Origin of the sequence: Luteolibacter arcticus (genome assembly GCF_025950235.1) — a bacterium.
GTDB lineage: Bacteria > Verrucomicrobiota > Verrucomicrobiia > Verrucomicrobiales > Akkermansiaceae > Haloferula > Haloferula arctica.
In genome coordinates, this window is record NZ_JAPDDT010000006.1 from 297,410 (window position 1) to 309,567 (window position 12,158).

Annotated in this window: 9 protein-coding genes; 5 read left to right on the forward strand and 4 right to left on the reverse strand. The window is 64.5% G+C overall.

What is annotated here, in order from left to right; translation table 11 throughout:
* Positions 1 to 9: 9 nt before the first annotated feature.
* On the reverse strand, positions 10 to 1,476 hold the full coding sequence (locus OKA05_RS15545; RefSeq protein ID WP_264488086.1) for a formylglycine-generating enzyme family protein: 1,467 nt from the start codon (positions 1,474 to 1,476) through the stop codon (positions 10 to 12).
* Positions 1,477 to 1,547: 71 nt separating this feature from the next.
* Positions 1,548 to 2,480, reverse strand: a complete 933-nt coding sequence (locus OKA05_RS15550; protein ID WP_264488087.1) for an AraC family transcriptional regulator — start codon at positions 2,478 to 2,480, stop codon at positions 1,548 to 1,550.
* Positions 2,481 to 2,644: 164 nt separating this feature from the next.
* Here OKA05_RS15550 and OKA05_RS15555 point away from each other — a divergent pair, with 164 nt between their 5' ends.
* Genes OKA05_RS15555 through OKA05_RS15565 form a run of 3 tightly spaced genes read left to right on the forward strand, consistent with a single transcriptional unit; the run spans position 2,645 to position 4,400 of the window.
* Complete coding sequence (locus OKA05_RS15555; protein WP_264488088.1) at positions 2,645 to 3,376, forward strand: SDR family oxidoreductase; 732 nt, start codon at positions 2,645 to 2,647, stop codon at positions 3,374 to 3,376.
* Between the two features lie 21 nt (positions 3,377 to 3,397).
* Positions 3,398 to 3,619 (forward strand): hypothetical protein, encoded by a 222-nt coding sequence (locus tag OKA05_RS15560; protein ID WP_264488089.1) that lies wholly within the window; start codon positions 3,398 to 3,400, stop codon positions 3,617 to 3,619.
* 19 nt (positions 3,620 to 3,638) lie between these two features.
* Positions 3,639 to 4,400, forward strand: a complete 762-nt coding sequence (locus OKA05_RS15565) for an SDR family NAD(P)-dependent oxidoreductase (protein WP_264488090.1) — start codon at positions 3,639 to 3,641, stop codon at positions 4,398 to 4,400.
* A 193-nt stretch (positions 4,401 to 4,593) separates the two neighbouring features.
* Here OKA05_RS15565 and OKA05_RS15570 read toward each other — a convergent pair whose 3' ends face one another.
* Positions 4,594 to 7,173 (reverse strand): hypothetical protein, encoded by a 2,580-nt coding sequence (locus OKA05_RS15570; protein WP_264488091.1) that lies wholly within the window; start codon positions 7,171 to 7,173, stop codon positions 4,594 to 4,596.
* Between the two features lie 335 nt (positions 7,174 to 7,508).
* Here OKA05_RS15570 and OKA05_RS15575 point away from each other — a divergent pair, with 335 nt between their 5' ends.
* On the forward strand, positions 7,509 to 10,586 hold the full coding sequence (locus OKA05_RS15575) for a PA14 domain-containing protein (RefSeq protein ID WP_264488092.1): 3,078 nt from the start codon (positions 7,509 to 7,511) through the stop codon (positions 10,584 to 10,586).
* Positions 10,583 to 11,209 carry a response regulator gene (locus tag OKA05_RS15580; RefSeq protein WP_264488093.1) on the forward strand — a complete coding sequence of 209 codons (627 nt, stop codon included), beginning with the start codon at positions 10,583 to 10,585 and terminating at the stop codon, positions 11,207 to 11,209. The genes OKA05_RS15575 and OKA05_RS15580 overlap by 4 nt, the downstream gene beginning before the upstream one ends.
* A gap of 46 nt (positions 11,210 to 11,255) precedes the next feature.
* Here the strand turns inward: OKA05_RS15580 and trhA are convergent, their stop codons facing one another.
* Complete coding sequence (gene trhA / locus OKA05_RS15585) at positions 11,256 to 11,858, reverse strand: PAQR family membrane homeostasis protein TrhA (protein ID WP_264488094.1); 603 nt, start codon at positions 11,856 to 11,858, stop codon at positions 11,256 to 11,258.
* Positions 11,859 to 12,158 lie beyond the last annotated feature (300 nt).

Here is a 12,158-nt window from a genome sequence, read left to right on the forward strand (position 1 = left end):
CTCGTCAGGTCAGTAGGCCGAGGGGAAGATCGGAGGGCGACGGTGGTCATCATCGTCGTCGTCATGCCGTCGGGTCGGAAACGGGGGAGGGGTGCTGAAGATCGTCGTCGGGAGGTCGTCTTGCGGCTCGTCGCCAGCGACCACGCTGACGGAATCGGGCTCGCTGCCGGTGAAGACGAACTGGCCATCGTCTCCCGGACGGTAAAGGAGTTCCTGAACCATGGCGGTGCCGGCGATCACGTAGCGGACCGTGAGCATGGTGCCTTCCGGCCAATCGCCGTGGACCCAGAAGCCATCGTCGGTTTTTCTTACGGGAGCGCGAACGGGGGGCCGGTGGGCGGGTTGGGGAGCCGGGCGGAAAAGTGCGACGGGCCTTTGTTGGCGGCCCTTTCTTGCACGGGAGGCCAGGAGGACGAACTTGATCACGAGGACAACCGGGATCAGCAGGCAGAAGAGACCCTTGAACAGCGACGGAAGAATTGAGGGGGAAGACTCGCGCGAGCTGCGAGTCGGCGCTTCACGTTGCGGCGGGACATCGGGAATGGTCACCGGCGGCGATGAGGTCTCGGCTTCTACCGGTGGCAGCTCGGGTAGGGTTGGCCGCGGGGGAGGTGGTGGCGGCGCGACGATGGCTTCGGTGCTGGCCAGAATGCGGAAGCCGATGTCGCCATTCCGGCTGCGCGGGTCAGCCCGGTAGCGGGCAGCGCTGCGGGTATTGCTCGCGCCGCGGATCCACGAGCCGCCGCGCAAGACCCGGCGGGGCTTGTCGCTCAGGTTCGGATTGTCTTGTCGGGGATCGATGGCGTCGCCCGCGGGGTAGGGCGCATACCAGTCGAGGCACCACTCCGACACATTGCCTGCGATGAAGAGCCCCCAGGGATTGGCGGGCTTGGAATCGACAGGTCTCGTGCCGTTGCCGGCATTGCCCTTGTGCCATGCGATGTCCTCGCCGTGCCATGGAGTCGTGGTGCCGGCGCGGCAGGCGTATTCCCACTGTGCCTCCGTCGGCAGCGAGATCTTCCGGCCCGATTTTCGTTCGAGCCAGGTGCAGAACGCCTGCGCATCAGGAAAGGTGACGAGACAAACCGGATGTTCGGCGGTCTGCTGGAAGCCGGGGGTCTTCCAGGTGAACTCCTTCCGTTGGGCGAGGGCACTTCCGTCCCAGCCATAGCCGCCGCTGGTGCCGGTCTCTGCCTCCGTGCGGTAGCGGGTGTCCGCGACAAAGCGCTCCCACTGGCCCCGGGTCACGGCACTACTGCCGATGTAGTAGTCATGGCTGATCCGGACGTTCCGCTGGGTTTCATCCGCAGCCCGGCTCGCTTCGCCGGGCGGGGATCCCTGGGTGAATTGCCCCGCGGGGACGAGCAGGAGATCCATCGTCGTGCCGCCGCCCAGATCGAGCTTCAAGGCCGGTTCCGCGGCGATCGCGATGCCTGCGATCAGGAGCATGCCGGCGGAGAGCAGGGAGGGTTTCATCGCCGCGAATCATGCAAACCCGGCGGCGGAGGGCGATTACAAGTTGGCGACGGATTTCACGCCCCGAAAACTTACGCGAGCTGCATCAAGCTCGCCTTGAGCTTTTCCGTCTCCGCGGCCGGTGTCGCGCCGAAGAAGCGCTTGAATTCACGGCTGAATTGCGAGGCGCTTTCATAGCCCACGAGGCGGGCAGCGCTAGCCGCCGTCTCGCCCCCCTGCACCATCATGAGCCGCGCCTTGTGAAGGCGGATTGTCTTCAAATACTGCAAGGGTGGCGAGCTGGTCACTGCCTTGAAGTGGGCGTGGAATGTCGAGACGCTCATGCCCGCCTCGCTCGCCAGCGTGGCCATGTCCACGGGCGTGGCAAAGTCGTCGTGAATGCGCTGGAGGGCCCGGCTGATCTGGCCGAAGTGACTGTGGGGCGCCGCCAGCGCGCGCAGGGGGCCGCCTTCCTCACCGGTCAGCACGCGGTAGGTGATCTCGCGCACGATCTGCGGTCCCAGGATGCGCGCGTCTTCCGGGGAATGCAGCGCTTCCACCAGTCTCACCGCGGCATCGTAGAGCGGTTCGGTGAGTGGATTCGCGCGGATCGCCTCCGGCTTGCCCATCGGGATGGGGAGCGGTTTTTCCATGGCCATCATCAGCTCGGCGATTGTGGTGGGTGTCACCCCGATCGAGATCCCGAGCATGGGTCCCTCGGGTGAGGCGAGGGTCTCGCACTCGAAGGGCAGCGGCACCGAGAGCACCAGGAAATGATTCGCATCGTAGGTGAAAACCTGGTCGCCCAGATAGCCGCGCTTCCGGCCTTGTGCGATGATCACGATACTAGGGTCATAGGAGACGGGGCCCCTCACCATGGCACAGCCCAGGCGCATCAGCTTCACCCCGGGCAGGCGTGTCGCGTTGAAGCCATCGCCCTGCGCGAGGCCGCCTAACAGTTCCACCAGTCGACCCGGCCGGGCCGCGGCGATGAGATTTTCCATCGGATGTTGTTTTGCGCTCATGCGGAGGAATAGGCAATCAAGCCGGGTAATTCGGCAAGCCGGATCTTGAGGATCGGAGGATCGGGCAATCATTCCGGCCCATCAGGTATATCCGGGAATCCCGCCGGGCGCTACGGTGTTGGCATGTGGAAGCGATCAACGCTCACCACCACCTTAACCGAAAAATGAACACCAATCGCAAAGTCATCCTCGTCACCGGAGCCAGCAGCGGCATCGGTGAAGCCACCGCCCGCCACCTCGCCGCGAAGGGCCACCACCTCGTCATCGGCGCCCGCCGCACCGACCGGCTCGAGAAGCTCGCCGCCGAACTCAATGCCGCCGGCGGCTCGGTGGAATTCACCTCGCTCGATGTGACCGACCTCGAAGACGTGCGCGCCTTCGCCGGCCTCGCGATCGAGAAGCACGGCCGCATCGACGTGATCGTGAACAACGCCGGCGTGATGCCGCTGTCGCCGCTCGAAGCGCTCAAGATCGACGAGTGGAATCAGATGATCGACGTGAATATCCGCGGCGTGCTCCACGGCATCGCCGCCGCGCTGCCGGTGATGAAGAAGCAAGGCTCCGGACAGGTGATCAATGTCTCCTCGATCGCCGGTCACGCCGTCTGGCCGACCTGCGCGGTCTACAGCGCCACGAAGTATGCCGTGGTCGCGATCTCCGATGGCCTTCGTCAAGAGAACACCGACATCCGCGTTACTGTCATCTCGCCGGGCGTCACCACCTCGGAGCTGGCCCACACGATCACCCACGAGGCGACCGCCGGCTTCATCGACAAGTTCCGCGAGGTGGCCATCCCGGCGGAAGCGATTGCCAAGGCGATCGGCTTTGCGATCGATCAACCCGATGACGTGGACGTGAACGAGATCATCGTTCGCCCAACCGCGAGCGCGAACTGAACACCTCAACGCCATCCGACCATGAGTGTGGACATCATCCCCGTGCTGCGGAAGCGGAGCTTCTCCTTTCTGGAGCGGCGTCCGGAATGGAGGACTGCCTTCCTCCTCGGTTCGCTGGTTCTCTTCGCCGTCGCCGCGGCCTTCCCGAAGGAGAACGGGCCAGCGCTGGAGATCGTCTCGCCCTGCAAGTTGATGGCATCGAATGATCCGTTGCTCGACGCCATCGCGCCCAAAAATCCCTGACCGTTTCTAACAAGATCCCATGAAACTCGACCAAAAGATCGCCATCGTCACCGGTGGTAGCCGCGGCCTCGGCCGCAACATCGCCCTCGCACTCGCTGCCCGCGGTGCGGACGTGATTCTTACCTATCGTGAAAAGAAGGCCGAAGGCGAAGGTGTAGCCGCGGAGATCGAGGCGCTCGGTCGCAAGGCGGTCGCGCTCCAGTTGGATGTTTCCTCCACCGCTAGCTTTGCCGGTTTTGCGGAGTCGGTCCGCACGGCGCTGTTAGAGACGTGGCAGCGGGAGAGTTTCGACTTCCTCGTGAACAACGCGGGGATCGACTCGTCCGCGCCCTTCGCTGAGATGACCGAGGAGAACTTCGACCGGCTCTATCAGGTCCACTTGAAGGGCGTCTATTTCCTCACCCAGCGACTGCTGCCTTTGATTGCCGATGGCGGGCGCATCGTCTGCACGTCCACCGGCCTCGCGAGGTTCTCGATTCCCGGCTACTCGGCCTACGCCGCGATGAAAGGCGCGGTCGAGGTGATGGCCCGCTATCTGGCAAAGGAACTCGGCCCGCGCCGGATCGGCGTGAACGTCGTGGCACCCGGTGCGATCGAGACCGACTTCACTGCGGGCCACCTCGCGCATGCCGGAGTCCGGGAGATGCTTTCTGCCCAGACTGCGCTTGGCCGCGTTGGCGTGCCGGACGACATCGGCGGCGTGGTCGCGTTCCTCTGCTCGGAGGAAGGCCGCTGGGTGAATGCCCAGCGCATCGAGGCCTCGGGCGGGATGCTTTTATGACCTGACGGGGGAGGTAGCGAAACGACTTCGTCGTTCCGGCGGGGGGCGGTCCGCCAAACGAATCGGAGTGACGATGACCAAGGAAGCCCCGCTCCGCCGGAAGGACGAAGTCCTTCCGCTACAAAAAATGCGGCCATCCCGTCTAACAGGATGGCCGCACATACACTCGAGTTACCCAAGAAAGGCTCGGCTCTCAAGGACCGGTCACTTCCTCGACGCGGTAGAAGGCGGCGCCTTCCGGGGTGTCTGCATCGCTGAAGGTGTGGGTGGTCACTCCCGTCACCGTGGTGCCGATCGGAGAGAAGTCGTCCAGCGTGGTGCTACGCGCCAGCGTGTAGGTCTTCGCAGCGACGAGATTGCCGACGGTGAGTTCAAAGGCGGCACCATTGAAGCTGAAGGCCGTGACCTTTGGATCCGCGGTGATGGGGAAGTCATCCTCGTCGGTCGGGTCGGTGCCGGCTGCGACTTCGACGTTGTCGTTGAAGCCATCGCCGTCCGTGTCGGGCAGGGTGGGATCGGTGCCTAGCGTGAGTTCCGTATTGTCCGCGATCTGGTCGCCGTCGCTGTCCATCTTGATCGGACTGGTGCCCGTGTCGTCGGCATCGATGAAATCGCCGCTGTTGGATTCCACTCCGTCGCTCAGGCCGTCCCCATCTGTGTCGAGGTCATTCGGATCGCTGCCCGCGGCGAGTTCCTGCGAGTTCGGGCTTTCGTCGATGTCTCGGTCGCCGGCCGCGCCGTTCACGACCGCGATGCTGCCATTGTCCCGCGGAGACAGGTTGTTGGCGAGTTCCCAGCCATCGGGCAGGCCGTCGGTGTCCACGTCGGTGGCATTCGGCACCGCGATGATGCGGACGTTGTCGAAGAGCACGCGGAAGCCACTCGCGTGGCGGATGTAGACCGCGATGTTTCCGGCGGGCGGGGTGCTGCCAGTGACGAACGAGTAAGGACGTCCCAAGGCTCCGGAGCCTATCGTTGTTAGAGCGCTGGCATCGCGCAGCTTGTTGACCACGCCGTCGGCATCCGGGTTTCCGGATTCGAGGCGCACGCCATTCAAGTCCATGCGGCCGGGATAGCCCGATACCGGCGTGCCGATGGCGCTGCTGGAATACAGGCCGAACTCGACGGTTCCCGTGGGGAAGCCATTGCGGTAGCCGCCGGCGAGGTCCACCAGATAGGTCGTATTCGGGCTGAAGGCCACGCCGGTGTCCTGATAGAGGTAGTTTCCGAGGGTCTGGATGCCCGCGTATTGCGCTCCTTGTCCACCGCTGACGCCGCTGCCGGTGAGGCATTCCACGTAGGTCTCCTCGATTGTGTGAGCGGTGCTGAGGGACCAGCTATCGGGGATGACCCGGAGAAATCCGCCCGCGGCATCCGGCAGCTCGAAGCTCGAATTGACCACCGGGACGGTGGGCAGCGTGGAGCTGTCGAGCTTGGGGTCGGTTCCTAACAAGAACTCCCAGCGATCGTTCTGCCCGTCGCCGTCGGTGTCGGATTTGTTCGGGTCGGTGCCCGTGACGGTGCCGGCGGCGTAGTCCTCATCGGGGTTCTCATCGCCGTCCTTGATGCCGTCGCCATCGGTGTCGGCCTTGATGGCGCTGCTGCCAGTGAGGAATTCGCTGCTCCATGTGCCGCCGCCGTCTTCATCGACGTCGTTGTAGCCGTCGTCGTCGGTATCCGCCAGTTGGGCATCGGTTTTGCGGGTGTATTCTCCCGAGTTGAGCAGCAGGTCCTCATCCGGGTCGCCATTCGCGCCGTTGTCAGGGTCGGTGGTGCCGTCGTCGAGCGGGTTGAGCTCGTTGTCCACTTCCCAGCCGTCGGGCAGCGTGTCGTTGTCGGTATCGGGATCCAGTGGCAGGGTTCCCGCCGTGAATTCCTCACCATCGTCGAGACCGTCCTCGTCGGTGTCCGCCTTGCGCGGGTTGGTACTGTCCACACCCTCGTTGAATTCCTCGAGATTGGTGCGGCCATCGTTGTCGGGATTGCCTTCGGGACCGTTATCGATGTTGGTGGTGCCGTCGTCCTCCGGGTCGAGGCCATGATTGTTTTCCCAGGCGTCCGGCAGGCCATCGTCATCGGTGTCGGGAACCTCGACGACGTTTGTGCCGATGATCTGGAAGCCGTTGAGCGGCGCGCGCCACGGGCCGGTGCCGGCTTCATCGACCCGGATGTAGAAGGCAGGAGCGGTCAGGCCGCTGAAGACGGTGTAGTTGCCCACGCCCGAGGTGCCTGTGACGCGGGTGAAAGTTGGGTTCGTGTTCCAGTTCGATTGGTCGATGATGTCGACCCTGCTGGTCAGATCGGTGCCGAGGCCGGGGTCGGCACCTACCGGCGCGCCGGGAAGCGTATTGGCCAGCCAAACCCGCGTCGCGCGGTCGCCGCCGGCTGAGTCGCCATCGGCATAAATTACCACGCTGTATGAGGTGAGGTTGTTCTCTGCCATCCATTCATCCAGCTTAGTGACGAGCACGATAGGTTTATCATTGGCGCTGCCGAAGACTCCGTCGAACGCGCCGTTGGCTTGTCCGTTGGAGTCCAGATAGCCATTCATGAGGATGCCATTGCCGCCGGCGAGCGGGGCGGCAGCGACTACCCAGGCGCCGGTGGCGTCCCATTTCATGGTCACGTCCGTGGAAGCACCGTTGGCATCCTTGAGGGGAGTGGGATTTCCCCAGCGCCAGCAGCTGTTCCAGTTCGCGTGCTGAATCTCTGCACCGGCGACATCGGCGGCGGCAATATGAGACGAGGTTGCGGCTTCGTCGGCGAAACTCACGCCGATGGGGAAATCCACGGCTCCGGCAAGGCTGGAGAAGAGGGGGAGGAGGAATATCGCCGCCCGGCAACTGCGGCCGGGGGCTCTTAGGGGTTGGTCTGGGAGCATCATCGTAACGGGCTTTGGATGAGGTGTCGGGCGGCTCAACGGGACCTTGCGGGCCCTGGAAATTGAACCCGAGGTCACTTTTGATCATGGTCCTCTCCATCGCCCCGCGCACAGCTACCCGACCCGGTAGAAATCCTGTCCCCCGAGTTCGGCGGTTGAAATGGTGTGGCACGAAAGCCGACTTTCTCCCGGTCCAGCGGTGCTTTTGCTCTCCGACTGTGTATTTCATGATCATGTTTTCCCCGCATCACGCTGGTAGGATCGCTGGCCTCGCTTTGCTCGGGGCCGGCCTTTGTCTCGGCATTCACGCGGCGGAGCCGATGTCGCTGGCGGCTCTCCAGCGCACTGCCGATCAGAAGAGCCGGGAGATCCTGTCCTTCACGCTGGAGGGCACCGTGTGCTCGGCGGAGGGGAGGCGGGTGGCGCTGCAGGACGCGACCGCCACGGTTCTGTTAGAGTGTCCGTCATTGCCCGCGGATTGCAGCGAGGGGATGCGGCTGCGAATCGAGAGTGAAGACTGCCTGATCGTCCGCGACCGCCATGTGATCCGGCTGGGCACTGCGCCGGTCGTGGAGAATGACGGGCACCACTCGCGCGTCACCCGCTCGGGAACGCTTCATCTGGAGCAGGGGAAGCAGCCGCTGCGCATGGAGTGGTTCAATGGCTACGCGGAGACCTCGCTGGACCTAGAGTTCGAGGGACCGGGCTTGCCGCGGCAGGGGGTGCCGGCGTCCTCCTTGTTTCAACGTGCTGCGGGGGAGGGCGACTTTTCGCCGGGACTCGCCTACCAGACCTATATCGGCGAATGGCACGCGCTGCCGGATTTCAAAATGCTTGAGCCTGTCTCCCGCGGGACCGTTCCCGATTTCGACGTGGCCGTGGTGCCCCAGCCCAATCACGCGGGGGCGGTATTCACCGGCTTCCTCGAGATTCCGCAGACCGGGCTCTATACCTTCCACGTGTCATCGGACGATGGCTCGCGGCTTTACCTCGGCGAACCGAAGGTGAGCGTCACGCCGCTGGCGGGAAGAGGAGTGATGACGACGCGGGAGTGGCACGGCAGTGCTTCCGCCAACGGCGGCGACTGGGTGACCGCGGAAGGAAACGTCACCTTCGCGGCGCGGCAGGATGGATGGCTCGTGCTTGATCTGGCAGGCCCGAGCGCGTCGTTCCAAGCGGTCGTGGCGGGCGAGGGCGAGCTCCAGCCGGAGACCTTGCTCAATCGTCGCGTGACACTTCGCGGCATCGGCCGCCGTGACGGGATGGCGGTCGTGCGCCAGGGCGATGTGGAACTTTTCGCCTCACCCCGCCAACCTACCGACTTGCTCACCGAGGTGGGCCAAGTGCGGCGCTTGCAGCCGGAGGAATCCCGCAAACCCTACCGTGCGCGCCTGACCGGCGTGGTGACGATGACGACCTCGGCCTCGCTGGTGCTTCAGGATTCGACCGGGGGCGTTTTCATTTACTACAATGCCCCTCCGTCCAGTGTCCCTCCACGTCCCGGCGAGCTGTGGGAAATCGAAGGCAATACCGCCCCCGGCGACTTTTCCCCGATGATCTATGGCGAGCGCGCGAGCTACCACGGTCGCGCCCCGATGCCCGAGCCTAAACGGCCGTCGTGGGATCAGATCGCGAGCGGCAGCCTTGATGCCGAGCTGGTGGAGATCGAGGGCGTGGTCGTGTCCGATACCGCGGACGCGATGGAGCTGCTGACCAGCGGCGGCATGCTGCGGATCGTCGACCATCGCTTCTATCCCTTGCCGGTGCGCGATATGGATGCGGCGGCGCGCACGGCCCTTCGCGGCAGCGTGGTGCGCATCCGCGGCGTCTTCACCGCGAACTGGGACAGCTCGACCGGCCGGGTCAATCCCGGCGTCTGTTTGTTAGGTAACGCCCTGCTAACGGTGCAGGCGCCGGCCCCGGACGATCCCTTCGAGGTGCCCTCCATCAAGGCTGCGGACCTGTTACTCTTCACCTCGCACTCCAGCCGCTTCAAGCGCGTGAAGGTGCTCGGCACGGTGCTGCATGGACGACCTCCGGAACTCTACCTGACCGACGGCGGCAGGGGCTTCCGCGTCGTCTCCGCCGATACCTCCGGCCTGAAGCCCGGCGACCGCGTGGAGGCCTCCGGCTACCCGCGGCTGGGTGGTCCTTCGCCTGTTCTGTTAGAAACGCGGGTCCGCGGCATCGGCCATGAAGCCATCCCGGAGCCGCAAGTTGTGAGCGCGGACCGCCTGCCCGATGCTGCGCTGGATGCGACGCGGGTGTCGATCGAGGCGAGCTTGCTAAGCGACAGCCTGCGCGAGCAAGAGCGCGTGCTAGAAGTGCAAGCGGGCAGCCAGCGTTTCGTCGCGCGCCTAGCCACGGCGGACCGCACCGCCAAGCCGGTCGAGCGCGGCAGCATCGTGCGTCTCTCCGGCGTGTATGTGGCAGGCTTGCCTGACCGCGCGGCGGCGGAACCCTTCGAGCTGCTGCTTCACGAGCCCGGGGATCTTGTCGTCCTCCACCGCGGCCCGTGGTGGACCGCCCGTCACACGATGTTCGCGATCGCCATTCTTTCCGGTGGCTTGTCGCTTGCTCTCGGCTGGGTGTTCTCGCTCCGTCGCACGGTGGCCCTGCGCAGCCGCCAACTCGCCGCGGAGATCGAAGAACGCCAGTCCAGCGAGCGCCACCGGGAGATGGAGAGCGAGCGCGCGCGTGTCGCGCAGGACCTGCATGATGAACTCGGCTCCGGCCTGACCGAGGCGGGCATCCTCACCTCGCTGGTCCAGAGCGACGCCATCCCGCAGGAGAAGAAAGACGGCTATCTCACCCAGCTCGGCGAAGTCTGCCGCGGCCTCGTCACCGGGCTCGATGAGATCGTGTGGGCGGTCAATCCACGCTACGACTCTGTCACCGATCTGGCGGGCTACTTTTCCCTCTTCGCCCAGCGTTTCCTCGATCTCGCCGGCATCCAGTGCCGTCTCAAGATCGCCGACTCGGTCGCCGGGCATCCGCTCGACTCGCGCCGCCGCCATGGGCTGTTCCTCGCCTTCAAGGAAGCTCTGAACAACATCGTCCGTCACTCCGGCGCGACCGAGGTGAAGCTCGAGATCGCCGTGACCGCGGGCCGCCTCGACGTCGCGCTCGCCGACAACGGCCGCGGCTTTGCCATCGCCCCGGACTCTCCCGGCAGCGATGGTCTTGCCGGGATGCTCGCGAGAATGGAGAAACTGGGTGGAGCCTGCCGCATCGAGACGAACCCGGGGCGGGGGACCTCGGTCGGGTTCAGCTTGCCTTTGGAAAAGAACACGAACACACCATGATCAAGCTCGGCATCGTCGAAGACAGCAGGACCACCCGCGAGGGCTTGGAGACCATCATCAATCTCTCGCCGGATTTCCGCTGCGTGTGCTCCTGCGACACCGCAGAGAAGGCACTCATCCAGCTCCCGAAGCACGCGCCGGAAGTCGTGCTCATGGACATCCAGCTTCCCGGCATGTCGGGCATCGAGTGCGTGGCGCGGCTCAAGAAACTGCTGCCCGAGACGCAGGTCATCATGGTGACCGTCTATGAAGACCCAGACCGCGTCTTCAGCGCGCTGCGCAATGGTGCCTCCGGCTATCTGCTGAAGCGCTCCACGCCGGAGCAGGTGCTCACCGCCATCCGCGATGTCCAGCAGGGAGGCGCGCCGATGAGCGGCGAGATCGCACGCAAGGTCATTCTTCATTTCCGCGATCAATCTACCTCGGCGGAGGAGGTGGAGAAGCTCACCGCCCGCGAGCGCGAGGTGCTGGAGTTGGTGGCGGAGGGCTTCATCAACAAGGAAATCGGCGAGCGACTCGGCGTGTCGACGGAGGCTGTGCGCTGGCACTTGAAGCACATCTACGTGAAGCTCCACGTACGCTCCCGCACGGAGGCCGCGCTGAAATTCCGCGGGCCGAAGTGACTTCAGCTACGATTAATGCCCCTTTGCGGCGACCAGCGGCTACTTTTCACCGCAAAATATACAGCGCCGTGGCCACCACGTGGCAGGCACTTCCAGCCAGCACGAAGAGGTGCCAGATCGCGTGGTTGTAGCGCAGCCGCTTCCACGCGAAGAAGATCACGCCCAGCGTGTAGCAGAGGCCGCCGGCGACCATCCACGCCACACCGGCGGGTGACAGCGCGCGCAGCATCGGGCCGAAGGCGATCACCGCCAGCCAGCCCATCACGATGTAGAGCGCGGTAGACCACCAGGTGTCGCGCCTGCCGCGGCCGAAGGTCTTCAGCAGCACTCCGGCGATGGCCAGAAACCACACGATCCCGAACAAGGTCCACCCCCACGGCCCGCGCAGCGCGACCAGGGTGAGGGGGGTGTAGGAGCCGGCGATCAAGAGGTAGATGCACGCATGATCCAGTGCTTGGAGCCACGGCTTTCTCCGCGGGCAGGAGGTCGCATGGTAGATCGTGGATGAGCCGTATAGCAGGACCAGCGTGCCGCCGAAAACCAGGGCGGAAATCGTGCGGAAAGCTTCCCCCTCGGCCCTCATCACCATCACCACCAGTGCCACGATCGCCAGCGCGGTGCCGAGCGCATGGGTCACCATGCTCGCCATTTCTTCGGCGTGGCTTTCACAGAGTGGCGAACGGGGCCTCGGCGCAGGCCGGTGCATGGGATGAGTTTCGCCGCGAACAGGTGATCTGTCGAGGCAGCGGTGGAGGAACAACGAAAAGGACGAAACGAGCGAAAATGGAGCAGCCGGAAATAGCAGCTTCTCCGGGTATTTTACCTTTCGATCGTTTTTAGCGCTTCGTTGTTTCCCCATTCGTGACGCTTCGGTCCCCGTCCATGATTCTCCTTGTTGGAGAATGGGCGTATGGCTATACGCCGGATGGTGGCGAAAGGTTGTCCTAAC